This is a genomic window from Acinetobacter sp. V89_4 (assembly GCF_029967875.1).
GTDB lineage: Bacteria > Pseudomonadota > Gammaproteobacteria > Pseudomonadales > Moraxellaceae > Acinetobacter > Acinetobacter oleivorans.
This window is the reverse complement of the sequence record NZ_JASCAI010000016.1, coordinates 35,018-59,989: the sequence shown is the minus strand read 5'-3', so window position 1 is coordinate 59,989 and position 24,972 is coordinate 35,018. Positions and strand designations below refer to the sequence as shown.

Genomic DNA, 24,972 nt, shown 5'->3' with positions numbered 1-24,972 from the left:
TCATCAGTTCAAAATATGGGTATTTATTAAATAAATATTGGGTGGTATTTTAAAAAAGTTCAATTAGAATCCAAATTCTGTACAAAGAATACACATGGGGGAAACATTGCAGCTTGCAATGTTTTTGACAATGAGAAATTAGCTTGAGGAACGCTCATGCAGATCGGAATCCCAACCGAAACTGTCGTCGGTGAAAATCGTGTAGCTGCTACGCCAGAGACAGTAAAGAAGTTGATTAGCGCTGGTCATAGCGTTGTGATTGAACGTGGTGCTGGTGTAAAGGCCGCGTACATTGACAGTGCTTATGAACAGGTCGGTGCAACCATTACGGATGATGCCTATACGGGTAGTCAAATTATTTTGAAAGTTCGCGCACCACAAGGCGGGGAAATTCAAAAACTTGCAGCAAATACTGCTGTTGTAGCAATGTTTGATCCTTATCGTAATACCGAGCTAGATCAGTTTGCGAATCAGCAAGTTTCTGCTTTTGCTCTGGAATTGCTTCCTCGTACGCTTTCTCGTGCGCAGAACATGGACGTATTGTCTTCTCAGGCAAACCTTTCTGGTTATAAATCAGTTTTGCTTGCTGCTGCTGAATATCAGCGCATGTTCCCAATGCTTATGACTGCTGCTGGTACTGTAAAACCTGCTCGTGTTGTGATTATGGGTGTGGGCGTTGCAGGTCTTCAGGCAATTGCAACCGCAAAGCGTTTAGGTGCAATTGTTGAGGCGACCGATTTACGTCCTACAGCAAAAGATCAGGTTGAATCTTTGGGTGGTAAGTGGTTAGACGTACCAATGTCTGAAGAAGAGCAACAACGTGCAGCGGATGCCGCTAAAAATGGTTATGGATGGATGCCGGGTGAGCAATACATCAAAGACCAAGCTGCGATTGTTGATAAGGCTGTTTCTAATGCTGACATCGTGATTACTACTGCGCTCTTGCCGGGTCGTGATGCACCACGTCTGATTAAGGCTGAAACTGTTGCCAAGATGAAACCGGGTTCTGTCATTTTAGATATGGCTGTTGAAACTGGCGGTAACGTTGAAGGCTCTAAAGTGGGCGAGACTGTTTTTACAGAAAATGGCGTGAAAATTTTGGGTATTCCAAATATTCCGGCAACTGTAGCAACAGAAGCTTCAGCGCTATATGCACGTAACGTTTTTAATTTCGTAGAGACTTTATTCGACAAAGAGAAAAACTTTGCGATTAATCAAGAAGACGAAATCCAAAAAGCCCTATTGGTCACTCATGGCGGTCAAGTACTGCTTAAGCGTGGTTAAGGAGATTTCTCATGGTTGAAACTATTACAATTTTCGTCCTTGCCATCTTCGTAGGTTATTACGTAGTTTGGGGTGTTACACCAGCTTTACATACGCCGCTTATGGCTGTAACCAATGCATTGTCATCTATTATTGTAGTGGGTGCGATGTTGCAAACTGTGGGTCTACCTATTTTGGGTGTAGATGCTAACGTTGCATTTCAAAGTGTAAATGTGGTGAGCGTACTTGGTGCGATTGCAGTATTTTTGGCAAGCATTAATATTTTCGGTGGCTTTGCAGTAACTGCACGCATGCTGGAAATGTTCAAGCCTAAGCAAAAGAAATAAGAGGGCTTTGACATGGAATTTATTCAAGCAAATGCGAACTGGTTGTACCTTGTAGGTGCAATTCTCTTTATCTTGACGCTTCGTGGCTTGTCTGGCCCTAAAACAGCAATTCAAGGTAACCGTTACGGTATGATCGCGATGGCGATTGCAGTTGTAACGACTTTCTTTGTTGCGAATAACCCAGTGATCTGGATGATTGTTGGTGCAATGGTGCTTGGTGCAATCGTAGGTATTGCACGTGCTCGTACTGTACCAATGACGCAAATGCCGGAAACTGTTGCACTTATGCACTCTTTGGTTGGTTTGGCAGCTGTTTTAATTGCAATTGCTGCAATTTTACATAACAACCAATTAACTGAATTGTTTGCACAAAATGAAGCAGCTTTAACGGCAGCTGGTGTGCAACATGTGCACATGAGCAAAGTTCACTTATTTGAATTGTTTGTTGGTTGTTTCGTTGGTGCGATTACCTTTACTGCATCTGTGTTTGCGTACGGTAAATTGGCTGCGAAAAAATGGGCTAAAACAATTTCTGGTGCATGGGTTAAACCTGTTCAAGCGCTTATCTTTATTGCGATGTTGGCTTGTGGATTTTACTTCTTCACGACTGGCAACATGACTGCTTTCTGGGCAATGACAGCTCTTGCGCTTGCATTTGGCTGGGTATGGATTGCACCGGTCGGTGGTGGTGATATGCCTGTAGTAGTATCGCTTCTTAACTCATTCTCTGGTTGGGCTGCGGCAGGTATTGGTTTTACACTTGAAAACAACATGTTGATCGTTGCGGGTTCTCTCGTAGGTTCATCTGGTGCGATTCTGTCGTACATCATGTGTAAAGCAATGAACCGTTCGATCATCAATGTATTGTTTGGTGGTGCAATGGGCGGTGCAGCGGTTGCTACTGCTGCCAAAGGTGAGCAAGTTCAACGTAACCATCGTTCTGGTTCTGCTGATGATGCTGGCTTCTTGATGTCAAATGCTGACAGTGTTGTAATTGTACCTGGTTATGGTATGGCGCAAGGTCGTGCACAAAATGCTGTAAAAGAATTGTGTGAAATTCTAAAAGAGCAAGGTGTTCGCGTTCGTTTCGCAATCCATCCTGTTGCTGGTCGTATGCCTGGTCACATGAACGTATTGCTTGCAGAAGCAGACGTGGCGTATGAAGATATCTTGGAAATGGATGAGATTAACTCAGACTTCCCTGCAACAGACGTAGTACTTGTAATTGGTGCAAACGACGTTGTAAATCCTGCTGCGAAAGATGATCCAAGCTCGCCGATTTATGGTATGCCGATTCTTGAAGCTCATAAAGCGCGTACAATCATGGTGATTAAGCGTTCCATGGCAACAGGTTATGCTGGTCTAGACAACGATTTGTTCTATAACGAAAAAACAATGATGATCTTTGGTGATGCTAAAAAAGTTGTTGAAGATATGACAAAAGCAATCAATGGTGGTGGTCACTAATCTGACCCCAATCAGGATTGTAAAAGCCACCTTCGGGTGGCTTTTTTTATTTGGCTTATTTGTTTAAAGAAATTTTTCTACGAGGTTTAGAGATTGTTGATAGAGGTCGCGTGCCAGTTGCTGATTTTTGGCATGTGATGATTTCCAGTCTGGCATATGTGCGCTGACATATTCGCCATTACGGTTTTGCCATGCATCTCCAGTTGCCATTTCTGTAATGAGATTTGCTGGAACTGAGGTTGGCACTAATCCTAATTTCATGGCTGCATAAACCGGTTTTGGTAAGTCACGATAAATATCGGAAGCAACACCGCCGGGGTGTAATGCATTATTAGTAATTGTACTTCCAGATAGCTGTTCTGCTAATGCATTGCTGAATAATAAATTTGCAAGCTTCGATTGCCCATAATAGAACAGGGGATTGTAAAAACCTTCTGCACGAAACTTGTTGGGTTTAATTGAGCCCACCCAGTGAGCAATAGATGCAAGATGAATAATACGAGCTTTTGGAGATTGTTTTAAAACTGGAAGTAATTTTTGAGTAAGTAAAAAATGACCTAAATAGTTAACCCCAAATTGTTGTTCAAAGCCTTCATGGGTCAATTGTTTGGTTTTGGCAAATAAGCCTGCATTATTAATGAGTACGTCAAGGCTGCCATAGCGATCAGCAATTTCATCTGCTGCTTTTTGGGTTAACTCAAGGCTGTTTAAGTCGAGGGAAACTAAATCGACTTGGCCTTGATTAAGTGAAAGTAGTTTGTTCTGCGCATCTTGGGCTTTTTGTGGATTTCGGCACGCTAGAATGACATGTTGCCCTTGTTTAACGAGTTGTTCTGCTGTGGCAAAGCCAATGCCCGTATTGGCGCCTGTAATTAATATCTTCACTTTCTGTACTCCGGTTATGCTATTTATTGGTGAGAACTTTCAGAAAATATATAGTGCTGTAAATCTGACAATTTGTCATGTCAAATTTGGTTGTAAGTGATGATTGGTGTTTGTGGGGGAGGTGATGGGATATTTGAAATGGTTAAAATCTTTGTTTAGTAAATAAAAAAGCGGCTCAAAAGAGCCGCTTTTTTTAAAAGCAAAATTTTAAGCAACCGACTCTGGAGCGGTACGCCATAAGCTTTCTAAGTCATAAAATTTACGAGCTGTTGGTAGCATCACATGTACTACAACAAAGCCGAGATCAATTAAGATCCATTCTGCATCTCGTTCACCTTCAACGCCAATCGGGCGGAAACCGGCTTTTCGAGCTTCTTCTGCAACATTGTCTGCAAGTGCTTTCACATGACGAGTAGAAGTACCGCTCGCAATTACAATAGCATCAGCGACATTGCTAATTGAGCTAACATCTAACTGGAGAATATCTTTTGCTTTTACATCAACTAAAGCGTCGTGGACGACTTTGAGACAAGTTTGTACGTCTTTATTTGAGGTATTCATTGCGAAATCGTGAGAATTAGACACGCTGGGCGATGGTTCTAAATTCATATAGGGTATATTTTCCTGACAATTACTCACTATCTAATATAGTGGTTTTCGCGCTAAATTTCAAACAAAACTCGTAACAGTTTATATATTTACATCATCCGAAAAATACTTTTTCTTCCATGTAAATGACTGATTTGAAGTATTTTCAGGCTTATATTCTGCTGCAATATAGTTTTGATAAGAACTTTGTTTTAACCAAGAAAAAATTTGTTCATAAGGAATTTCAGCTGTATCTGGCTCATGACGGCCCGGACAGTCCGCAAATTGAATGTGTCCAATTGAGTTAATATTCTCTTGTAAACCCTCAAGAACGTCTTCGCCCATCATTGCCATATGATAGCAGTCATATTGCATTTTTAGAGTAGGGTCGTTGACCGCTTCTAGCATTTCTTGTGCCTGCGCAATATTTTGTACTAAAAAGCGGGGCATATCTGTACCGTTAATCATTTCAAAAACGGGTTCTATATCGTGTTCACTGAGTAAGTTACACGCAAGTTTTAAATTGGCTGCTAAGGTTTTTAAACAAGGTAGTAAATCAGCATCAAGCGGTTGCTTTCCCGCTAGAATATTAACACGAGGAACTTTTAAAGCTGTGGCATAGCTAATGGCTAACTCTAATGCTTCATGGAAAGCTATTTCTTGGCCCGGAATGCCTGCTAAACCGTTTCCGCCTTGCATAAGGTCACCCGCGGGCACATTGATTAGACAGAGACTAAGATTATAGCGTTCGAGTTGAGTTTGAATATCTGCAATAGTCAATTCATAAGGGAATTGAATTTCTACATATTCAAAGCCCTGTGCATGGGCCAGAGCGAAGCGTTCAATTAAAGGAACTTCGGTAAAAATCATGGATAAATTGACTGCAAGACGACCCATACTCAAACTCCGTTTATTTTTGCTCTACTAATTGAATCATAGTAGCTAAATCTTTCTCAGCAAAGCCATTTTTTTGGTGAGTTTGTAGCTGTAATAGAGCTTTTTGTGCAACTGGGATGTCTAAATTAACATTGTTAGCCAATGTTACTGCGTTATTAAGATCCTTAGATAATGTTTGAACTTTCCACTGAACTGGCTCAAAGGTATGAGTTGCCATACGTGGAGTTAGAATTTGAAAGGGTTTAGAGTCCGCAAATCCGCCTGCTAAAGCTGGAGCGAGTAAAGTCGTATCTACACCAGCTCGGTCTGCAAGCGCGACAGCTTCAGCAATAAGGGCGCTGTTGGCTGCAACAATCAGTTGATTACAAATTTTGGTGGCTTGGCCAGTTCCTGTATCGCCCATTCTCGTTACACGTTGAGATAGAACATTATAAACAGGCGTTAGTTCCGTAATCATTTGAGCATCACCGCCTGCAAAAATGACAAGTGTGCCTTGTTCTGCTCCAGCTGTTCCGCCTGATACAGGTGAATCAATCCAAATAGCGTCATGTGTGGCAGCTGCTTGAGCAAGCGTTTTTGTTGCAGCAACAGATAAGCTTGAGAAATCCACAATAACTTGTTCAGCTTTTAAGTTAGGCTGAATTTTTTCAAATACTGCCTCTACGGCTTTATCATCTGCTAGACAGATTAAAATAATAGGGTAGTCACCAATATTTGAAAGTTCTAAAGGTTGGGCGCCGATATCAATCAGTTCTTCACATGCAGAGAAGGTTCGATTCCAAACCGAAACTTGAAAGCCGGCTTGAATAAGGCGGGTTGCCATCCGACTTCCCATAAGCCCCATACCTAAAAAAGCAATAGGGGTATTACGATCAAAATTCATCATCTAAGCTCTTTATTTATATTGGCGTGGTAAAAAATTAACTTCCGGATGTTTGTCTTTTTTACGAGCAAGTTTGCTATTTTTACCAAGTAATAATTTAAGTTGCCAGATTTTTTCTAGACGTAATGATTTTTCTGGTTGATGCTCCATTGCATCAAGTACACGTTTTGCTGCTGTGAGGGCATCAGGTGAGCGTTGTAACATTTCAGCTGCAATCTCATTTGCTCTCTCTAGAGGTGAGTCACTTAAATGAGTCACAAGACCGATTTCTTTTGCATAATTCCCGTCAAAAACACGGGCAGTTAAGGTGAGTTCTTTTGCAAGGTCAACGCTAATTAAACCTTTTAATGAGCGAGTAAGCCCCATATCAGGAACTAAACCCCAACGGCTTTCCATAATCGACATTTTTGTTTCTGGATGAGAAATTCGAATGTCGGAAGCCAACGCAAGTTGCATACCCGCGCCGAAACAATATCCTTCTAATGCAGCAATAACTGGGACAGGTAAATTCTGCCAAGTCAGAAATGCTTTTTGAAAAAGACTTTGTCCGGGTTTTACAAGTTCCCAAATGGCAAAAGCAGAGTTTTTCGGATTGTTTAGGTCGGATAAATCAATTCCAGCACTAAACACATTCCCTTCGCCTGTCAAAATAACACAGCGAATATCTCTATCCTTTTTAATTGCTTTTGCAGTTGAAACTAACTCTTTTAATAAGGCAAAACTCATTGCATTGCGTTTGTCTGGACGGTTTAAATATACCGTTGCAATGCCATTATTTTTTTCAATACGTAAGAGTGCCATGAGATTCCCGCTTCTTTTTTTATAGATGAACGGAGCATAACATGGCTGTAATTTGGAAACATGACAGCCCAGTCATGCCTCTTTGATAGAGATGTTAGTCAGGAATCACCAAGATTTGATGGGCTGCACTTTCTACTTCTTTAACGACAAGACCTAGTTCATTAAAGCGCTGCATCACTTCTTCAATGAAACCTTCATCTGCTATACGGCGTTCTTTACGCAGCGTTGAAATAAACTGTTCAAAGTCACCGGTCACTTGTTGTAGTTTTGGGGCGCCTACATAGCGAGTAGCACCATAGAGGCGATGTAAAACATGCTCAAGCTGAGGGAAGTCTTCAAGTTCAATGAGCTGCTGCATTTCATCTAGTTCAGTTGGAAAACTATCAACTAACATTTTAAGTAGATCTTGCGCTAAGTCTTCTTTATTTGCTGCAAGCTGCAAACTTTGTTGCCAGTTTAAAATTTGTGGATCTAAAGCTTCCGCAACGACATGATGGTCTTTATCTAAAGCTTTTGCTGTAAAGTTGTTTTTAGTCCATTGCGTTAAGATCTGGATGATTTGCTCCATTTGGATTGGCTTGGTGACATAGTCATTCATGCCTACTTTAAGGAGTTTTTGTTTTTCATCGGCAAGTGCATGGGCAGTGAGCGCAATAATTGGTAATTGCATTTCTCCGTCTAAAGTCGATTCTAAAGAGCGAATAGCACGAGTGGTATCAATGCCTGACATGACAGGCATTTGAATGTCCATAAACACTAAATCAAATGGTTTAAGTTTCTGGTCAATTCGCTCTTGGATCAGGTTAAGTGCTTCTTGTCCACTGAGTGCTTTAGTTGTTTTAACATTGAGTTCACCGAGCAAGGCTTCTAAAACAATTAAGTTAGGAAGATGGTCATCTACTGCCAGAATGTGTAAACCCTGACCATTAAAGTCTTGTTGTTCCTCTTCAAAAATAGGCTGATCATTTAATAATTGAATAAGTCCACTTCGACTTAATGGTTGATATAGAGGGCGAGCACGGTATTCACTGAGCATGTTTGGCTCAAGCGTCATTTGATAGCCATAGACGGCTAAATTACCTTGATAACGGCTACGTATTTCTTTTAATAATGCCTCTGTGTCGCCGCTATGGTCAACAATGAGCCATGTATTATCTTTCTGATCAAGATGTTTTAAGCGGCTAAACAAGTCCAAAATCGATTGAGTTTCGATGTGAGGAACATGGTAGTTTTCAAGGTAGTAACGTAAAACACTTGCTGTAGCAGGGTGTGCAAGATACGACACCACTTGTAAATGTTCAAAGTGCGGGTGTTCGATTTCGTAGTCTTCATCTACCACAAATTGTGCGGTAAACCAGAAGGTTGAGCCTTTTTCAGTTGGTGCACGTTCTTGGTTATCTTCAAAGCCAATTTGACCATGCATGAGATGAACAAGCTGTTTAGAAATAGCTAAACCTAAACCTGTACCACCAAATTGACGTGTAACTGAGGCATCACCTTGCGAGAATGATTCAAATAGTTTTTTACGGTCTGTGCCACTTAAACCAATACCACTATCTTGAACACTGAAATGAAGCAGACATTGCCCAATATCATCATGTTCCATACGAACGCGAACAATAATTTCACCATCAGGAGTGAACTTGATCGCATTAGAAATCAAGTTGGTCAAGATTTGCTTGAAGCGTAAAGCATCGCCAATCACTTCTTGTGGAATGTTGTCCGCATAGTAAAAAGCCATGGCAATATGTTTTTGAGCAGCCAATGGAGACAGCATATCCATGACATCAAAGATGGCTTCTTCTAAATCAAAAGGTGCTGTTTCAAGTTCTAATTTACCCGCATCAATTTTTGAGAAATCTAATACATCGTTAATTAATGCCAATAAATGGGCAGATGACTTGCGAATGGTTTGCAAATAAAGATTTTGCTCATTATTTAAATTTTGCTGACGAAGCAATAAATGAATAAAGCCATCAATACTGTTTAGAGGTGTTCGAAGCTCATGACTAATATTGGCAAGGAAAACTGACTTCGCTTGGTTTGATGAAATCGCTTGGTCACGTGCTTGACGATAAGTAATGTTTTGGACTTCTAAGGTGTCTAGTGTTCTGCGTAAGTCTTCTTCTGTTTGTTCAGTGTGTTCTTTTAATTCTAAAAAGCTAAAGTGTAATCGCTTAACAACATTTGCAATATCACGCTGTAGTAAGCGTAGCTCCCCAGTACTGTTAATAACTAGGTGCTGGTCTAGAGTATCTGCATTTAGGCGTTGTAACTGCATGCGAATTTCATACATCGGCGCAATCCAGCGACGAGAGTAAAAATTCAAGCACAGTAAAAGTAATAATAAGGTCATTAATCCAGTAATGACGAGGGCAATCATAATGCGATAACGTGCCAACTCTAGAGGCTGGTTATCCATTTCAATCATTAACCAAACTGGGGCTTTTCCAGCTTTATTGCTAATTTGCAGTCCATAAATATTATTGTGGTTATAAGAGATTGGACCAAAAAAACTATTATTACTAGGAAAGCTCGGCCAATAACGATTATCGCGATAACCAATACTTAAATAAGTCTGTCCATTGTTATCAATTAATACCGCGCGTTTAAGATTTTTTTCGCTAAACATGCTTTGCATAATGTGCTGGGCATGATCGTATTCATCGGGCTCTAGTTCGACTAGCGTATATAGATCTTTCGCAATTTGATTGTAGCGAGCTAAAATTGCTGAGGCGTGATGTAGCTGTTGTTGTTTTACCGAATGTGACGTTTCAGTTAAAACCAGAAAAGCACCGACCCCTGTTAAAATCATAATCGGCACAAAAATTAGAGCAATCAATTGCCCATATGCATGATTCAGACGTAAGCGTTTCGATAAGGTTTTATTGAAATTAGACATGGCTACATCAGATTTATCTCTCTGTACGGCATCTTATCACGCTTTATTTTAAAACAGACGGCATTTTATAAATGACCGAGCTTTAATCGCTTTCATGAAAAAGCATATTGAAATGGGTGCAGTAGCGAGCATTTTTTCATACAATAGGCGCACCTCGATATAGGTATTGATCATGAGTAATACACAACCTGACTTTTTAGCCGACGAATTTTTGTTAGATCACTATGTAGGTAAGACACCTCTAGTTCGTTTGCAGCGATTAGCTTCTCATACGCAAGCGACGGTTTTAGCAAAATTAGAAGGTAATAATCCGGCAGGTTCTGTAAAAGACCGTCCTGCATATAACATGATTATGCAGGCAGAAAAACGTGGTCAAATTAAGCCAGGCGACACCTTGATTGAGGCAACCAGTGGGAACACAGGTATTGCTTTGGCAATGGTTGCTGCAATGCGTGGCTATAAAATGAAACTTATTATGCCGAACAACATGAGTCAGGAGCGTAAAGATGCCATGCTGGCTTATGGCGCAGAGCTGATTGAAGTAACACCGCAGCAAGGTATGGAAGGTGCTCGTGATTTAGCCTTGCAAATGGAAAAAGAAGGCAAAGGGCACGTTTTAAATCAGTTTGGTAATCCTGATAATGTTGAAGCTCATTACTTAACAACTGGTCCTGAAATTTGGAAACAAACAGGTGGGAAAATCACCCATTTTGTAAGCTCAATGGGTACGACTGGTACCATCATGGGTGTTTCTAAATATTTAAAAGAACAAAACCCAGATATTCAAATTATTGGTTTGCAACCAGCAGATGGCTCAAGCATTGCTGGTATTCGCCGTTGGCCGAAAGAATATTTACCTACTATTTTTGATAGTAGTCGTGTAGATCGTACTATTGATATTCCACAAATTGATGCTGAAAAGACCATGCGTAAATTAGCGCGGATGGAAGGCATTAGTGCGGGTACATCTTCAGGTGGCGCGGTATGGGCATCCATTAAGATTGCAGAAGAAAATCCAGATGCTGTTATTGTTTGCATTATCTGTGACCGTGGCGACCGCTACTTGTCTACAGGATTGTTTTCAGTACAGGACGATAACTCATAATTGAGAGAAATAATGCGTTTCCCTACCTTAGTTTTTGATATTGAAACTTTAACTGATTTAAAAGCGGGAGCGCATTTATATCATCTTGATTTACCAGAGGCTGATGTAGAGCAAGCATTGACTAAACTCCGTCGTCAAGAATCAGGCATGGATTTTCAGCGCTTACCTTTGCATGAAATTGTTTGTATTTCTGGTCTATGGATTGATGAGTCTGGTTTCAGATTGTTTTCTTTTAGTCGTGAACAATATTCTGAAGCTGAGATTTTGCAAAAGTTCTTGTCAATTTTTGATAAGCGTCATCCGACTTTAGTGAGTTGGAATGGCTCACAATTTGATTTACCCGTCATTCTGTTTCGCGCGATGTATCATGGGCTTTCTGCACCGGGCTTGTTTGATCAAGGTGAGATTGATAGCCAGAAGCGTTTTAATAATTACCAAAACCGTTATCACCATCGCCACATTGATTTAATGGACGTGATGGCAATGTTTAATGGGCGTAATTTTCAAAAGCTTGATGATATTGCCTGCATTTTAGGTTTGCCGGGTAAACGCGGTGAATCGGGTTATCATGTGCCTGAATATGTTCGTAATCAACAGTGGTTAAAATTGACTAGCTATTGTGAAGGGGATGTACTCAATACATGGTTTATTTATTTGCGTTGGCTCGTACTAAAAGGCCAGTTGAGCGTAGATGAACATAACCACTGGATTAGCTCGAGTATTGAATATTTACAGACCATGCCACAGCAGTCTGATTTTCTTGAAGTATGGGAACGTACTTCGAAACATACTGAATTTACTTCTCACTATTTTAATCCTTCAGATTTTTAGGTTCATTCTTTGAAACAACAAGCCAAATCTCGCAAGCCTCAACAACCTGAATATATTTTTCAAGTTGAAACACTTTCTCATGAGGGGCGGGGGATTGCGCATTATGGTTCTCATCCTGACCATCCAGCAGATAAGCATGGCAAGAAAGTTTTTATTCGCTATGCATTGCCCGGAGAAACTGTAAAGGCTCAGATTACCCATCAAGTAAAGCGTCTTGAAGAAGCTGAGATGGTGCAGTTGTTAGGAGAGCCTTCAACTCATCGCATAGATGCAATTTGTCCTCATTATGGTATTTGCGGTGGCTGTAGCATGCAGCATATTCATCCTGATGAACAAATCCGGTTAAAGCAAAGTGTGCTCCAATCGCATTTACAGCACTTTGCAGGAATTCAGCCTGAACAGTGGCTTGAGCCAATTCGATCTTTACAAACAGATTATCGTCGCCGTGCTCGAATAGGGGTGCGCTATCTGCCAAAGCCAGATCGCTTAATTATGGGGTTTCGTGAGCATCATAGTAATCGACTAACTTCTATCCACACTTGTAGTGTTTTGGATAAAAAACTATCAGATAGCTTGCCTGAGCTGCGTACTTTACTCCAAAGTCTAAAAGGCAAAGCGCATATAGGTCATGTAGAATTAGCAAAAGGTGATCATGAAATTTCTTTGTTGGTTCGTCATGTAGAAAAATTAAACAATTCTGATGTCAACCAATTAAAGCAATTTGCGTTAGACAAAGGGTGGCAGTTGTATTTACAGCCTAAAGGGCCTGAAAGTATTCATCGTATTGATGATGAAAAAGGTGCTTTACGTTTACACTATGCTTTAGAGCGGTTTGATGTAAATTTTGCTTTTTCGCCATTGGATTTTACTCAGGTCAATGCCACAGTAAATGAACAAATGGTTCAATTGGCATGTGAATTGCTTCAATTGCAACCAGGTGAAAAGGTACTTGATCTATTTTGCGGTTTAGGCAATTTCTCACTCCCGTTAGCACGATGTGTTGGTGAGAGTGGTCAGGTTGTCGGTGTGGAAGGGAGTGAAGAAATGGTGCAGCGGGCAACAGCTAATGCAAAATGCAATAGTTTGGTGCAAGCAACCTTCTTTTCACAAGATTTAACAAAAGATTTTTCGCATCATTCTTGGGCAAATCAAGGATTTGATGCATTATTGATTGATCCTCCTCGTGCTGGTGCATATGAAATTATGCAGTATGTATCAAATTTTGGAGCAAAAAGAATCGTTTATGTATCATGTAATCCAGCTACACTGGCAAGGGATGCGGGTGTTTTGGTCCAATATGGTTACCAGTTAAAAAAAGCAGCTGTGATGGACATGTTTACGCACACAGAACATGTTGAATCCATTGCACTATTTGAAAAAATTCAAGAGATAAACGATTAAAAACATGAGTTACATATTGAGGAGAATGGTATGGTCACAGTACGTGAACAGTTACCTGAACAACTAACTGAGTTGTCCGAGGAAACGACTGTAGAGCATGCCGCCGAAACGCAAATCGGTTTAGCCTCATGGTTGGATCGGGTGCGTGAAATATTAGATGGGGCGAAGCTTGAACAGCTTGAGCAGGTTGCTCATTTAACCCTGCAAAAAGAGTTGGATTCAACGGTTAATCATCGTTCAAATACTTTCGCTACAGGCGTTGGAATGGCTGACATTCTGGCGCATCTCCATGTAGATGAAGATACTCTATCGGCAGCAATGCTCTATCGTAGTGTGCGTGAAGACATTACTGATATAGAAGAAGTAAAACAGAAATTTGGGGAGCAGGTCTATAACCTTGTCAAAGGCACTTTGGCAATGGGTAAGCTCTCGGAACTCATTGAGAAAAATAAACGGTTAGAAGATCATTTTAATAATAATCAACGAGAACATTTAAGTGGCATTTATAAAATGCTGATTTCGGTTACCGAAGATGTTCGAGTTGTTTTAATTAAACTTGCTGAACGTACCTATTCTTTACGAGAACTAGCAAATTCATCTCGTGAACGTCAAGAACGTGTAGCGCGCGAAATTCTTACTATTTATTCGCCATTGGCGCATCGACTCGGTATTGCTCAGCTTAAGTGGGAACTTGAAGATCTCGCTTTTCGCTATTTAGCTCCAGATCGTTATAAAGAAATTGCGTCATTACTGAATGAAAAACGATTAGAGCGCGAACACTATATTCAGTTCGTGATTGATCGTTTAAAAAATGAGTTGGCGTCTTACGGAATCGAGTCAGAAATCACAGGTCGAGCGAAGCACATTTATTCGATTTATCGAAAAATGAAAAGCAAAAACCTGAGTTTTGATCAGCTTTATGATATTCGTGCCTTACGTGTATTGGTCAATAGTGTTCCTGAGTGTTACCACTCTTTGGGTATTGTTCATCAAATCTGGCGTCATATTCCGCATCAGTTTGATGACTATATTACCAACCCGAAAGCAAATGGTTATCGCTCTTTGCATACTGCTGTAATTGCCGAAAATAAATCGCTTGAAGTGCAAATTCGTACTCATGAGATGCATGACGAGGCAGAATTAGGCGTATGTTCGCACTTTAACTATAAAGAAGGTTCAAAGAATACTGACCATTCCTTTAATCATCGTTTGCATTCATTGCGTGCTGTTTTAGAACACTATCAAGAGCGCAATGAAACGACGGTACATCAAAACGAAGATGAAACAGAAGGCTTTGAACAGTTACAAGACTTTGAAGGCTTTGAGAAGATTTACGTTTTTAGTCGTGATGGTGATATTAAGGAATTGCCACGTGGCTCAACAGTTCTAGATTTTGCTTATCATGTCCATACGGAAGTAGGCAACAAGTGTTATGCAGCGCGAGTTAACCAGCGCTATGTGCCACTTACCTATACTTTAAAAACTGGTGAGCAGGTTGAGATTTTAACTAAAAAAGATCGTGATCCAAACCGAGATTGGTTGGTCAATTCTTTAGGTTATATTAAAACCTCTCGTGCTCGTGACAAGCTGCGTCATTGGTTTAGACAGCAAGATCGTAGTAAAAATCTTGAAGTTGGCCGTGAACTTCTTAATAAAGAGTTAGCTCGTCTAGCGATTCACCCAAAAAGTATCGACTTAAATGATTACTCATCACATTTTAACGTGAAAACGGGTGATGACATTTTGGTGAGTCTAGTAAGCGGTGATATTAGCTTACATGCCTTGATTAATCAGGTGAACCGTCAAATGCATTTAGATCAGGATGAACCTGAACTAGTGCTTAAACCTGCATTAAATCCACGTGCTAGCCATACATTGTCGGCTCATGGAATTTTAATTGATGGTTTAGACAATGTAGAGCTGCACATCGCACAGTGCTGTCAGCCTGTACATGGTGAGTCAATCGCTGGATATATTACTTTGAACCGTGGTGTTAGCATCCACAAAGTCATTTGTTCAGACTACCAACGTATGATTAAGCAAGAACCAGAGCGTGCTGTTGAAGCCGACTGGGAAATGCAGCCAACACGTGGTCAAAGCGTTCAAATTGTGGTGGAAGCGTATGATCGCCGTGGTTTACTTAAAGACTTAACTCAAGTGATTTTCTCTGACCAAATCAATATTCGTCAGGTCAATACAATTTCTGAAGCAGATGGTATTGCCAATATGAAGTTGCTCATTGAGGTTAAGGGTTTAGCGCAGCTTTCTCGCTTATTGGCTCGCTTAGAGCAACAGCCTGGAATTATTAGTGCGCGACGCATGATTCAAGGTGTTTAAATAAATTGAGTAAAAAGGCTGTCAAATGACAGCCTTTTTATATTGGATTATTTTCTCGATAAATAAATGTTAGTGAGCCGATTTAAAAACTGAGGGCTTAAAGTCGAGAGTTGGTAAAGCAATTTGGTTTTTATGCCAACTGGAGTGTGAGTAGGCGTCCAGAAATGAGCCTTTTTCTCTACAAGCACAAGCACCTGCTGAGCAATATCATTTGGAGTTAAATCTATCCCCATATTTTGAATAGTGCCTGCATCCATATTGTTAACCATTGCAGTTTGTACAAATAGCGGCATCACATCTAAAACGCGAATACCATATTTTTTCCATTCCACATCTAAACCTTCAGTAATTCCGCGAACAGCAAATTTACTGGCTGAGTAAGAAATAAGGTCAGCTTGCCCATAAATTGCAGAAGCTGAAGATAGATTGATAACACGTGCAAAAGACGCTTGCTTTAAATAAGGTAGGGCAGCATGACAGCCATTGATGACACCGTTTACATTAATATTTATTGTTCTTTGGTGAGCTTTAATATCAATTGTTTCAAATGCACCAGAATATAAAATACCGGCATTATTTACTAAGATGTTGAGTTCGCCAGCCCATTCAGTAAATTCTTTTAATATGTGTTGCCATTGATCGTAATCACTTACATCTAGATAGCCGGCACGGGCATTTGGCCCTAAGTCGTTTGCCAATTCTTGAGCAAGCGATTCATTAATATCATAAATGCCTACTTTATATCCTTGTTTGTAGAATACGCGTGCAATTTCAGCCCCAATACCTTGAGCGGCACCACTAATCAGAATACTGTATCTCATCTTTTTTCTCTTTGTCAGTACAATAGTGCGACTGATTTAATCGCTGTGATTTTGATCATAACAAATTAAAATCTTAGTTTTACTGACCGACTTTTTAAACTAGAGGGTTACCATGGATAAATTGCTTAAAATCATGCAAGAGTTACGAGAAAAATGTCCGTGGGATCAACAACAAACCCCAATGTCACTCACTAAATATGCGATTGAAGAAGCATATGAAGTTGAGGCTGCTGTTCGTCAAGGGGATATCGATGAAATCAGAAATGAGCTAGGCGATTTGTTATTACAAGTCGTGTTTCAATCACAAATGTTTAGTGAGCAAGGTGCTTTTAACTTTCAAGATGTTGTTGAGGTAATAAGTGAAAAGTTAATTCGCCGCCATCCACATGTTTTTCAGGCAGATCAATTTAATAATTTAACGCCAGAGCAAGTAAGTGAGCTTTGGAAACAAATTAAACAGCAAGAAAAACAAGGCAAGCCGCAATCAAGGTTGAACGAAATTAAGCATGGACCAGCTCTATTGCAGGCACAAGAAATTCAAGAAAATGTCGCAAAAGTTGGGTTTGACTTTCAAACCGTAGAAGATGCTTATGGAAAACTAGAAGAAGAGCTAGATGAGTTTAAGCAAGCACTAAAAAATCAAAATATTGATGAAATTCAAGATGAATTTGGAGATTGCCTGTTTTCATTAGTCAATGTAGGACGTAAACTTGCGATTTCAAGTGAAACATCACTTTTATCAACAATACATAAATTTAGAAGTCGTTTTGCTTTTATTGAAGATCAAGTGCAAAAACAGCAAAGAACATTAGAAGACATGACCTTGTCTGAAATGGATGAATTGTGGAATCAGGCAAAGCGGCAGTTAAGATTAGGGGAAAAAACACATGCATCTCAGCATGAATCTTTGGAAGAGTAAGTCTTATATTTTTATTGTTTTATTTTGGAGTCTGATTTCTTCAACCTTCGTTCAGGCTCAATCTTTTGATCAAAATTTTAAGGAGTGGAAGGCTAAACAGCAGATGTATGATCAGAAGTTGAGCATGCAACACGCCTCTCATTCTAGTGCTCCAAAAAGCTCAGCCATGACTGACTCTTCGGGACAGGTTCACTTGAATCAAGCCAATATTGATGAACTTCAAAAGCTAAAAGGTATTGGTGAGAAAAAGGCTCAAGCGATTGTAGAATACCGTCAAAAGAATGGTGGCTTTAAAAATATTGATGAATTTAAAAACGTAAAGGGTATTGGTCCAGCCATTTTTGAAAAGAATAAAGCACGTTTGACTTTATAAATCATCTGTTTGTCAATTGTCATTTCATGCGCAAACTACAGAGAATCAAATTGCCCTTTGTGTGCGTTAGAGCTATGATTAGCGACAACTTGTTATTTACGTCCTGACGTAGGAGACAGCGTCTTTTGCAAACCTTGCGAGCGTCAAAATGTGGTTTGTCCACAGCCCAACTTCCTTCTTCGATTTTAGATGTGATCGATAGCCTGACTAAAGCTGGCTATGAAGCTTATATTGTTGGGGGTGGTGTCCGTGATTTAATGCTAGGGTTTAATCCTAAAGATTTCGATGCAGTAACCAATGCGACACCTTCTCAAATTAAAGAAGTTTTTGGCAGACGTTGCCGAATCATTGGTCGTCGATTTGAATTGGCACATGTCTATTCAGGGCGTGAGCTTATTGAAGTTGCTACATTCCGTGCCCCTCCTAAAAAAGCAGTCACTAGTGCCTCAGGCATGATTTTACGTGACAATAATTGGGGTACTATCGAACAAGACTTTGCTCGACGTGATTTTTCAATCAATACGCTATATTACCAACCGCGTAAGAGTATTGTGCTCGATTTCTGCAAAGCAATTGATGATGTAAAAAATAAAACTCTACGTTTATTAGGCGATCCGGCACAGCGCTTCGAAGAAGACCCAGTGCGTATGCTGCGAACTCTGCGTTTTGCAGCTAAGTTAAATTTCAAAATTGATTCAAATATTCTCGATATCTTTGATGCTGAAATGACGCAATTACTGCGTGATGTCTCTCCGCATCGTTTATACGATGAATCTCAGAAGCTGTTCACAATGGGGCATTTGGCGCGTGTTTTGCCAATGTTGATTGAGTTTGGTGTCTGGAAGCAACTCTTTGCAGATATTCAGCCTAACCTCACTCCATTTATTTTAAGAGCAGCAAAGAATACAGATCAACGTATTCAAGTTGGAAAAACCATTAACCCAGCATTTTTCTATGCAGTCTTATTGTGGCAACCATTTTTAGAGCGTTGTGAGTTTTATTTATCTAAAGGTATTGTGCCGGCTGAAGCCCGTGCGCAGGCTGGCTTAGATGTCTTAAAACGCCAAGCAACACGCACAGTTATTCCTCGCTTTGCAGAAACTTTTATTCGTGAAGTTTGGGAAATGCAAACTCGTTTGCTTAATCCAAAACCACAGCAAATAGAAGCATTGGCTGGACATGCTCGCTTCCGTGCAGGTTTTGACTTCTTATTACTTCGTGAAAAGTCTGGTGATGACACAACACAAGGAATGGGAAGCTGGTGGGAAGCCTACCAAGAAATGTCAAATGACGAAAAAGAAGCTGCGATTAGCCAATATAATCGTCAGAAAGCTAGAAACCGTCGTAAAGCTGTTGCTGAACCTATTGAAAATAATAAAGTTGACACGGAAATTGAACCTTTGGTTGATATTCCGGAACCACGCACTCGCCGTGGGAAAAAAGAACGTACTAGACAAGATCAGGCAGTTGGCCGATTTGTTGAAAAAGCGACTACTTCTGAAGCAGGCGTGATAGGCGATCATCCAATTTTAAAACGTAAGCGGGTACAACGTGATTTAAGCCAAGTCGTCTTTGGGCCAACGCAATGACAATAACCACTTATATTGGTTTAGGAAGTAATTTAGGCGATTCACGTCAAATTTTATCTGAAGCCATTGCTAAGCTTAAGACGTTAGGAATGGTTAAAGTCTCTAGACTTTATCAAAGTCCGCCTATGGGACCTCAAGATCAGCCAAATTATTTAAATGCAGTTGCAGAATTAAATACCGATCTTGCGCCTTTAGATTTGCTGGATCATTTACAACGTTTTGAGCAAGAAGCTGGTCGTGTACGGCTTCGTCGTTGGGGTGAGCGAACCTTAGATCTGGATTTGCTTATTTATGGCAATGAAAAAATTCACAATGAGCGCTTAACTGTGCCGCACATAGGAATTTTACAACGAGATTTCGTTGTGATTCCTTTATTAGATTTAGATGCTGATTTACAGATTAATGATCAGCCACTTAAAAATTTAGAACTGATACAGCAGCCAACGCTGACTGTACTTGCGGATGAGTCTTGGGCTTAAGCTCTCGATTCATTATGTTCTGCAAACTCCTGTAGAGGATATCATCATGATTAGTCTAAGTGACTTAAGAAAATTTAAAGCCGAAGGACGTAAGTTCTCTTGTCTAACTTGTTACGATGCAAGCATGGCAAAAGCAATGGAACTTGCTGAAATTGATACAATCTTAATTGGTGATTCTCTTGGAATGGCAATTCAAGGGCGAGATTCAACTTTGCCAGTAACCGTTGAAGATATGGCTTATCATACGGCAGCAGTACGCCGTGGTAATCAACATGCCTTGATTATGACTGACTTGCCATTTATGAGTTATGCAACCTTGAATGATGCTTTGCAAAATGCAAGAACAGTCATGCAAGCTGGCGCTCAAATGGTGAAAATCGAAGGCGGTGCATGGTTAAGTGAAATCGTGCAGGTTTTAACCCGTAATGGTGTACCTGTTTGTGTACATTTAGGCTTAACACCTCAATCTGTACATGTATTCGGTGGCTATAAATTACAAGCTAGAACACGTGAAGCAGCAGATCAGCTTATTGCTGATTGTACAGCAGTGGTTGAGGCGGGTGCGGCGGTATTATTGCTTGAATGTGTTCCTGCTCAATTGGGTCAAGAAATTGCTGAATTATTCCCAAATACGCCTGTAATTGGTATTGGCGCAGGTAATGCAACTGATGGTCAAGTATTGGTTGTACAAGATATGTTGGGCTTAACTTTTGGTCGAGTTGCGCGTTTTGTACGTAACTTTATGAAAGAGCAATCAGGTGAAACTGCAATTTTAGATGCTTTTAAAGCTTTTCATGCTGCTGTGCAGGATCAGTCTTTCCCTGCCAAAGAACATACTTTTCACGTTGAGCTGTAATTCATGAAAACAGAAACCACCATACAAGGTCTTGCAGCTTCTTTAAATCCTGCTAGAGCTGCACGTAAAATTATTGGTTTTGTCCCAACAATGGGAAATCTACATGAAGGGCATCTCACACTTGTTCGTGAAGCGAAAAAGCTATGTGATGTTGTGGTTGTAAGCATCTTCGTAAATCCGACTCAATTTGGTCCAGGCGAAGATTTTGACAGCTATCCTCGTACTTTAGAGCAAGATAGTCGCCTACTTGCTGATGTTGGCTGTGACATTATTTTTGCGCCATCAGTTGAGCAAATGTACGGTACACAACCGCGTTTAACCAACATCAGTGTCAGCCAGATTACAGATGCTTTATGTGGTAGTTCGCGTCCAGGGCACTTTGATGGTGTCGCTTTGGTTGTAACTAAGCTCTTTAATATTGTGCAACCGAATTATGCTTTCTTTGGACAAAAAGATTACCAACAGTTAGCCGTTATTCGTCAGTTTGTACAAGATTTAAATATTCCTTTAGAAGTGATTGGCGTGCCAATTGTTCGTGCAGCAGATGGTTTGGCGCTTAGCTCAAGAAATGGTTATTTAAGCGCTGAGCACCGTGAGATCGCTCCGGTTATTTATCAAAGTTTGAAGCAGGCTGAGCAACAGTTACATCAAGGCAAAGATTTGCAACAAGTTGTAGAAGATATCAAAACTCAGTTGACAGATAATGGCTTTGTTGTTGATTATGTCGAAGCTCGTCAGACAAATCTGTTACCTGCTGCTCAATTTGATCGTGATATTGTGTTGTTTGTCGCGGCAAAACTAGGTGCAACTCGTTTGATTGACAATTTAGAAGTTGCCTTTACACCCCAATAAAAGAGATCAAAGGACAGCCATGCCATGAAGCGTATACTTATCGTGACAGGACAGTCTGGTTCAGGAAAATCTTCGGCCCTTCAAGTATTAGAAGATTTGGGCTATTACTGTATTGATAATTTGCCTTTGGCATTGCTGCCCGAAATTGTGGCAAAGCTAGATCATGAAAATAATCTAGAGCAATTAGCTTTAGGAGTGGATGTAAGAAGTACTCGGGCAGATATGCAAGAGTTCGATCATGTGTTTGAGCAATTACAAAGACATGGAACTGTTGATGTTATTTACTTGACGACACAAGATCAGGATCTGATTGCGCGTTTTAGTGCATCGCGTCGTCCACATCCATTAGCTAATCGTTTTAAAAGTCTGTTGCAATGTATTCATGAAGAAAAGCAGTTACTGCTTCCAATTCAGTTCCGCGCTACGGTTCATATTGATACAACGGATAAAAGCGTTCATGATTTAAAGCATATTTTACTGTCTAAATTAGGGCAGTCAGATAAGCTTATTGTCATATTGCAGTCATTTGGATACAAACATGGCATTCCTTTAGATGCCGATTATGTTTTTGATGTACGGCATTTACCAAATCCGCATTGGGATTTAGAATTAAGACGTTTTTCTGGTTTGGATGAGCCAGTAAGACTATTTTTAGAAGCAAGTCCGCAAGCAAACGAAATGTTTGATGATATTCTTCACTTCTTAAAAAAATGGCTTCCCGCATTTGCTGAAGGACATCGTCACTATATGACGATTTCTATTGGTTGCACTGGGGGGCAACATCGTTCGGTTTATATCGTAGATAGACTAAAACAAGCACTTGAGGCAGAATGGTCTGTTCAGGTCTTACACAGAGAAATGAAGCACTGGTCATGATAGACACAACTGTTGATGTAATTAATAAACTCGGTTTACATGCTCGTGCATCAGGAAAACTGATAGAGGTCACTACAAAGTTTCGTTCGTCGATCCAGATTGGAAAAGGCGATCATTTGGTAGATGCAAAAAATATTATGTCTTTGCTGATGTTAGGTGCAGGTAAAGGAACCACTTTGCGATTGGTCATTGATGGTACCGACGAAGAGCAGGCATTAAATGAAGTACTGGCGTTATTCGCAGCAAAATTTTATGAGGCAGATTAATCGTGGCACGTGGTTCCCAGCGTTATACTGAAGAAGATTTCGGTTCTTTAGAAGGACGTGCAAGTAAAACCGAACAGAAAAAAGCAGTGCAACGCATGGCTGCTTTAGGTGAGCAACTCGCACAACTTTCTATTAAACAAATTCAGAAACTTCCAGTTGATGAGCGTTTAATTGATGCTTTAATGGAAGTGCAGAACATTAGTTCTTTTGAAGCACGTCGTCGCCAATTTCAACGTATTGGTAAGTTATTGCGCAATGAAGATGAGACCGTTATTTTGTCTTATTTAACCCCGCAGCAAGGCGCAAAAAGACAGGCTCAATTAATGCGTTGGGTTGACCGTATGATTGAGCAGGGTGATCCTGCAATTAATGAATTTAGTAAAATTTATAATGCATCGGAACGTCACACCTTGCGTCAGCATGTGTTGAGAATTAACCGCGATAAAACTCAACAGGCGAGTGAAGCAGATATTGAGGCATCAAAAGTTAAATTTGTTAACTATGTGCAGCAAATTGCATTATTGTCCGATCAAGGCTAAATGCACTTAAATAAAAAAAGCGACGCTCAAGGCGTCGCTTTTTTTATTTATATATTCTCAGCGCGTTCTTTTGCCCATTCACGCAAAATAAACTTCTGTAATTTGCCGGTCGATGTTTTTGGAATTTCTGTAATGACCACATCTTTAGGAACTTTAAAGCGAGCTAACTCTTTTTGACAATGTGCAATAATTTCTTCAGGTGTTGCTGTAGCACCCATTTTTAATTCAATAAATGCGCATGGTACTTCTTGCCAACGGGCATCGGGTTTAGCAACCACCGCAGCGGTTAAAACAGCTGGGTGTTTATACAAAACATCCTCTACTTCTAAAGATGAAATATTTTCTCCACCTGAAATAATAATATCTTTCGAGCGATCAGTAATTTTTGCATAACCATCGGGATGGCAAACGGCTAAGTCTCCCGTGTGGAACCATCCGCCAGCAAAAGCTTCTTGAGTCGCTTGGGGATTCTTTAAATAGCCTTTCATGACAATATTTCCACGGAACATGATTTCTCCCATGGTTTGTCCATCGTTTGGTACAGGTTGCATGGTTTCTGGGTCTAATACACGCATACTGTCTTGTAACGGATAGGGTACGCCTTGGCGAGAATGAAGTTGAGCTTGTTCGGCAATTGAAAGCTCATTCCATCCCGATTGCGAAGCACATAAGGCAGAAGGCCCGTAAGTTTCAGTTAAACCATAAACATGGTTTACGTTAATCCCCATGTTTCGCATACCTTCAATAATAGCAACTGGAGGAGCTGCGCCAGCAACCATTACTTCAACATGGTGATCAAAGTTAGTTTGTTTTTCTTTAGGTAAGTTAATAATCATTGAAAGAACAATCGGTGCACCACAGAAATAATCAACCTTATGTTCTGCAATGAGTTGCATGACTAATTCTGGGTCGACCTTGCGCAAACAAATATTTGTTCCACCGCTGGCTGCGATGCTCCATGCAAAACACCAACCATTACAATGAAAGAGAGGCAATGTCCATAAATACACAGCGCGAGGTTTCATTCCGCAGGCCAATATGTTACTTGCAGCGTTTAAATAAGCGCCCCGATGATGATAAACAACGCCTTTAGGATTACCTGTTGTGCCTGAAGTGTAGCTTAAGCTAATTGCATCCCACTCATCATCTGGTAAATGCCATACAAAATTAATGTCGCCTTGAGCTATCCATTCTTCATATTCAAAAGAGCCAATAAACTGATTCTCGCCCTCATATTCATCATCAGCTACATCAATCACAATAATGTGTTGGTCGGGAATAAGAGAGAGGGCTTCTCTTGCCAGATTAACAAATTCAGGGTCAACCAAAAGCACTTTGCTTTCAGCATGTTCTAACATGAAAGCTATTGTTTTTGCATCTAAGCGTGTATTGAGCGTATTGAGCACAGCTCCAGTCATCGGTACTGCAAAATGTGCTTCGATCATCGCTGGCACATTAGGCAATAAAACTGATACCGTATCATTTTTACCAATTCCGAGTTGTTTGAGCTGAGAAGCAAACTGGCAACAACGTTGGTAAGTTTCTTTCCATGAAATTTGGCGTTTACCGTGAATAATCGAAGCGTGATTTGGATAAATATAAGCTGCACGCTCTAGGTAGCGTAGAGGCGATAACGCAACAAAGTTTGCGGGTGTGCGTGGCAATTCATCATAAGCACTAACCATGTGAAACAAC

The 24,972-nt window shown here is 40.4% G+C and carries 24 protein-coding genes; 16 read left to right on the top strand and 8 right to left on the bottom strand.

Annotation, left to right across the window (positions count from 1 at the left end; translation table 11 throughout):
- The first annotated feature begins 156 nt into the window (after window positions 1-156).
- Genes QLG01_RS04600 through QLG01_RS04590 form a run of 3 tightly spaced genes read left to right on the top strand, consistent with a single transcriptional unit; the run spans window position 157 to window position 3,077 of the window.
- Window positions 157-1,284 carry a Re/Si-specific NAD(P)(+) transhydrogenase subunit alpha gene (locus QLG01_RS04600; RefSeq protein ID WP_004794594.1) on the top strand — a complete coding sequence of 376 codons (1,128 nt, stop codon included), beginning with the start codon at window positions 157-159 and terminating at the stop codon, window positions 1,282-1,284.
- Window positions 1,285-1,295: 11 nt separating this feature from the next.
- Window positions 1,296-1,610: a proton-translocating transhydrogenase family protein gene (locus QLG01_RS04595; protein ID WP_003654992.1), complete on the top strand. Its 315-nt coding sequence runs from the start codon at window positions 1,296-1,298 to the stop codon at window positions 1,608-1,610.
- A 12-nt stretch (window positions 1,611-1,622) separates the two neighbouring features.
- Window positions 1,623-3,077 carry an NAD(P)(+) transhydrogenase (Re/Si-specific) subunit beta gene (locus QLG01_RS04590; RefSeq protein ID WP_004794591.1) on the top strand — a complete coding sequence of 485 codons (1,455 nt, stop codon included), beginning with the start codon at window positions 1,623-1,625 and terminating at the stop codon, window positions 3,075-3,077.
- A gap of 63 nt (window positions 3,078-3,140) precedes the next feature.
- Here the strand turns inward: QLG01_RS04590 and QLG01_RS04585 are convergent, their stop codons facing one another.
- The 6 genes from QLG01_RS04585 to QLG01_RS04560 form a co-directional block, all read right to left on the bottom strand.
- A complete protein-coding gene (locus tag QLG01_RS04585; protein WP_013198942.1) occupies window positions 3,141-3,962 on the bottom strand; it encodes an SDR family NAD(P)-dependent oxidoreductase in 822 nt (273 codons plus the stop codon).
- Window positions 3,963-4,169: 207 nt separating this feature from the next.
- Window positions 4,170-4,571, bottom strand: coding sequence for a ribosome silencing factor (gene rsfS / locus QLG01_RS04580; RefSeq protein ID WP_004794586.1), 402 nt, complete (start codon window positions 4,569-4,571; stop codon window positions 4,170-4,172).
- An 81-nt stretch (window positions 4,572-4,652) separates the two neighbouring features.
- The gene (locus QLG01_RS04575) at window positions 4,653-5,447 is read right to left on the bottom strand and encodes a TIM barrel protein (RefSeq protein WP_004794584.1); all 795 of its coding nucleotides are present in this window, start codon (window positions 5,445-5,447) and stop codon (window positions 4,653-4,655) included.
- A gap of 13 nt (window positions 5,448-5,460) precedes the next feature.
- Window positions 5,461-6,330, bottom strand: a complete 870-nt coding sequence (locus tag QLG01_RS04570; RefSeq protein WP_005302377.1) for an NAD(P)-dependent oxidoreductase — start codon at window positions 6,328-6,330, stop codon at window positions 5,461-5,463.
- A gap of 12 nt (window positions 6,331-6,342) precedes the next feature.
- Window positions 6,343-7,131, bottom strand: a complete 789-nt coding sequence (locus QLG01_RS04565) for a crotonase/enoyl-CoA hydratase family protein (protein ID WP_005302380.1) — start codon at window positions 7,129-7,131, stop codon at window positions 6,343-6,345.
- A gap of 94 nt (window positions 7,132-7,225) precedes the next feature.
- Window positions 7,226-10,033 (bottom strand): ATP-binding protein, encoded by a 2,808-nt coding sequence (locus QLG01_RS04560; protein WP_005302384.1) that lies wholly within the window; start codon window positions 10,031-10,033, stop codon window positions 7,226-7,228.
- Window positions 10,034-10,205: 172 nt separating this feature from the next.
- Between QLG01_RS04560 and cysM the strand changes: the two genes are divergently transcribed.
- Genes cysM through QLG01_RS04540 form a run of 4 tightly spaced genes read left to right on the top strand, consistent with a single transcriptional unit; the run spans window position 10,206 to window position 15,707 of the window.
- Window positions 10,206-11,138, top strand: coding sequence for a cysteine synthase CysM (gene cysM / locus QLG01_RS04555; protein WP_005302386.1), 933 nt, complete (start codon window positions 10,206-10,208; stop codon window positions 11,136-11,138).
- 12 nt (window positions 11,139-11,150) lie between these two features.
- Window positions 11,151-11,969 carry a 3'-5' exonuclease gene (locus tag QLG01_RS04550; protein ID WP_005302389.1) on the top strand — a complete coding sequence of 273 codons (819 nt, stop codon included), beginning with the start codon at window positions 11,151-11,153 and terminating at the stop codon, window positions 11,967-11,969.
- Between the two features lie 9 nt (window positions 11,970-11,978).
- Window positions 11,979-13,370: a 23S rRNA (uracil(1939)-C(5))-methyltransferase RlmD gene (rlmD, locus tag QLG01_RS04545; protein WP_282495929.1), complete on the top strand. Its 1,392-nt coding sequence runs from the start codon at window positions 11,979-11,981 to the stop codon at window positions 13,368-13,370.
- A 30-nt stretch (window positions 13,371-13,400) separates the two neighbouring features.
- Window positions 13,401-15,707: a bifunctional (p)ppGpp synthetase/guanosine-3',5'-bis(diphosphate) 3'-pyrophosphohydrolase gene (locus QLG01_RS04540; RefSeq protein WP_005302395.1), complete on the top strand. Its 2,307-nt coding sequence runs from the start codon at window positions 13,401-13,403 to the stop codon at window positions 15,705-15,707.
- A 47-nt stretch (window positions 15,708-15,754) separates the two neighbouring features.
- Here QLG01_RS04540 and QLG01_RS04535 read toward each other — a convergent pair whose 3' ends face one another.
- Window positions 15,755-16,528 (bottom strand): SDR family oxidoreductase, encoded by a 774-nt coding sequence (locus QLG01_RS04535; RefSeq protein ID WP_282495928.1) that lies wholly within the window; start codon window positions 16,526-16,528, stop codon window positions 15,755-15,757.
- A 112-nt stretch (window positions 16,529-16,640) separates the two neighbouring features.
- On the opposite strand from QLG01_RS04535, the gene mazG reads away from it, so the two are divergent.
- The 9 genes from mazG (at window position 16,641) to yjgA (ending at window position 23,277) form a co-directional block, all read left to right on the top strand.
- Entirely contained in the window at window positions 16,641-17,447 is an 807-nt protein-coding gene (gene mazG, locus QLG01_RS04530; RefSeq protein WP_282495927.1) for a nucleoside triphosphate pyrophosphohydrolase, read from the top strand.
- The gene (locus QLG01_RS04525; protein WP_192834188.1) at window positions 17,416-17,820 is read left to right on the top strand and encodes a ComEA family DNA-binding protein; all 405 of its coding nucleotides are present in this window, start codon (window positions 17,416-17,418) and stop codon (window positions 17,818-17,820) included. The genes mazG and QLG01_RS04525 overlap by 32 nt, the downstream gene beginning before the upstream one ends.
- Before the next feature lie 125 nt (window positions 17,821-17,945).
- Window positions 17,946-19,409 (top strand): polynucleotide adenylyltransferase PcnB, encoded by a 1,464-nt coding sequence (gene pcnB / locus QLG01_RS04520; RefSeq protein WP_013198931.1) that lies wholly within the window; start codon window positions 17,946-17,948, stop codon window positions 19,407-19,409.
- The gene (gene folK / locus QLG01_RS04515; protein ID WP_013198930.1) at window positions 19,406-19,888 is read left to right on the top strand and encodes a 2-amino-4-hydroxy-6-hydroxymethyldihydropteridine diphosphokinase; all 483 of its coding nucleotides are present in this window, start codon (window positions 19,406-19,408) and stop codon (window positions 19,886-19,888) included. The genes pcnB and folK overlap by 4 nt, the downstream gene beginning before the upstream one ends.
- 46 nt (window positions 19,889-19,934) lie before the next feature.
- Complete coding sequence (gene panB / locus QLG01_RS04510; protein WP_004794557.1) at window positions 19,935-20,744, top strand: 3-methyl-2-oxobutanoate hydroxymethyltransferase; 810 nt, start codon at window positions 19,935-19,937, stop codon at window positions 20,742-20,744.
- A 3-nt stretch (window positions 20,745-20,747) separates the two neighbouring features.
- Window positions 20,748-21,596, top strand: a complete 849-nt coding sequence (gene panC / locus QLG01_RS04505) for a pantoate--beta-alanine ligase (protein WP_013198929.1) — start codon at window positions 20,748-20,750, stop codon at window positions 21,594-21,596.
- Between the two features lie 24 nt (window positions 21,597-21,620).
- Window positions 21,621-22,472, top strand: a complete 852-nt coding sequence (gene rapZ / locus QLG01_RS04500; RefSeq protein WP_004794551.1) for an RNase adapter RapZ — start codon at window positions 21,621-21,623, stop codon at window positions 22,470-22,472.
- Window positions 22,469-22,738 carry an HPr family phosphocarrier protein gene (locus QLG01_RS04495; RefSeq protein WP_013198928.1) on the top strand — a complete coding sequence of 90 codons (270 nt, stop codon included), beginning with the start codon at window positions 22,469-22,471 and terminating at the stop codon, window positions 22,736-22,738. The genes rapZ and QLG01_RS04495 overlap by 4 nt, the downstream gene beginning before the upstream one ends.
- Before the next feature lie 2 nt (window positions 22,739-22,740).
- Entirely contained in the window at window positions 22,741-23,277 is a 537-nt protein-coding gene (gene yjgA / locus QLG01_RS04490) for a ribosome biogenesis factor YjgA (RefSeq protein WP_005302413.1), read from the top strand.
- 47 nt (window positions 23,278-23,324) lie between these two features.
- Here the strand turns inward: yjgA and QLG01_RS04485 are convergent, their stop codons facing one another.
- Window positions 23,325-24,962: an acyl-CoA synthetase gene (locus QLG01_RS04485; protein WP_005302416.1), complete on the bottom strand. Its 1,638-nt coding sequence runs from the start codon at window positions 24,960-24,962 to the stop codon at window positions 23,325-23,327.
- Window positions 24,963-24,972 lie beyond the last annotated feature (10 nt).

What these genes read in the sequence shown, in the direction of transcription:
- QLG01_RS04525 (WP_192834188.1), top strand. Translation starts at nt 17,416, where the DNA reads ATGCATCTCAGCATGAATCTTTGGAAGAGTAAGTCTTATATTTTTATT.
- QLG01_RS04550 (WP_005302389.1), top strand. Translation starts at nt 11,151, where the DNA reads ATGCGTTTCCCTACCTTAGTTTTTGATATTGAAACTTTAACTGATTTA.
- rsfS (WP_004794586.1), bottom strand. Translation starts at nt 4,571, where the DNA reads ATGAATTTAGAACCATCGCCCAGCGTGTCTAATTCTCACGATTTCGCA.
- folK (WP_013198930.1), top strand. Translation starts at nt 19,406, where the DNA reads ATGACAATAACCACTTATATTGGTTTAGGAAGTAATTTAGGCGATTCA.
- QLG01_RS04560 (WP_005302384.1), bottom strand. Translation starts at nt 10,033, where the DNA reads ATGTCTAATTTCAATAAAACCTTATCGAAACGCTTACGTCTGAATCAT.
- QLG01_RS04495 (WP_013198928.1), top strand. Translation starts at nt 22,469, where the DNA reads ATGATAGACACAACTGTTGATGTAATTAATAAACTCGGTTTACATGCT.
- QLG01_RS04595 (WP_003654992.1), top strand. Translation starts at nt 1,296, where the DNA reads ATGGTTGAAACTATTACAATTTTCGTCCTTGCCATCTTCGTAGGTTAT.
- panC (WP_013198929.1), top strand. Translation starts at nt 20,748, where the DNA reads ATGAAAACAGAAACCACCATACAAGGTCTTGCAGCTTCTTTAAATCCT.
- rapZ (WP_004794551.1), top strand. Translation starts at nt 21,621, where the DNA reads ATGAAGCGTATACTTATCGTGACAGGACAGTCTGGTTCAGGAAAATCT.
- QLG01_RS04570 (WP_005302377.1), bottom strand. Translation starts at nt 6,330, where the DNA reads ATGAATTTTGATCGTAATACCCCTATTGCTTTTTTAGGTATGGGGCTT.
- QLG01_RS04590 (WP_004794591.1), top strand. Translation starts at nt 1,623, where the DNA reads ATGGAATTTATTCAAGCAAATGCGAACTGGTTGTACCTTGTAGGTGCA.
- QLG01_RS04575 (WP_004794584.1), bottom strand. Translation starts at nt 5,447, where the DNA reads ATGGGTCGTCTTGCAGTCAATTTATCCATGATTTTTACCGAAGTTCCT.
- panB (WP_004794557.1), top strand. Translation starts at nt 19,935, where the DNA reads ATGATTAGTCTAAGTGACTTAAGAAAATTTAAAGCCGAAGGACGTAAG.
- QLG01_RS04600 (WP_004794594.1), top strand. Translation starts at nt 157, where the DNA reads ATGCAGATCGGAATCCCAACCGAAACTGTCGTCGGTGAAAATCGTGTA.
- mazG (WP_282495927.1), top strand. Translation starts at nt 16,641, where the DNA reads ATGGATAAATTGCTTAAAATCATGCAAGAGTTACGAGAAAAATGTCCG.
- QLG01_RS04565 (WP_005302380.1), bottom strand. Translation starts at nt 7,131, where the DNA reads ATGGCACTCTTACGTATTGAAAAAAATAATGGCATTGCAACGGTATAT.
- QLG01_RS04535 (WP_282495928.1), bottom strand. Translation starts at nt 16,528, where the DNA reads ATGAGATACAGTATTCTGATTAGTGGTGCCGCTCAAGGTATTGGGGCT.
- QLG01_RS04540 (WP_005302395.1), top strand. Translation starts at nt 13,401, where the DNA reads ATGGTCACAGTACGTGAACAGTTACCTGAACAACTAACTGAGTTGTCC.
- QLG01_RS04485 (WP_005302416.1), bottom strand. Translation starts at nt 24,962, where the DNA reads ATGGTTAGTGCTTATGATGAATTGCCACGCACACCCGCAAACTTTGTT.
- cysM (WP_005302386.1), top strand. Translation starts at nt 10,206, where the DNA reads ATGAGTAATACACAACCTGACTTTTTAGCCGACGAATTTTTGTTAGAT.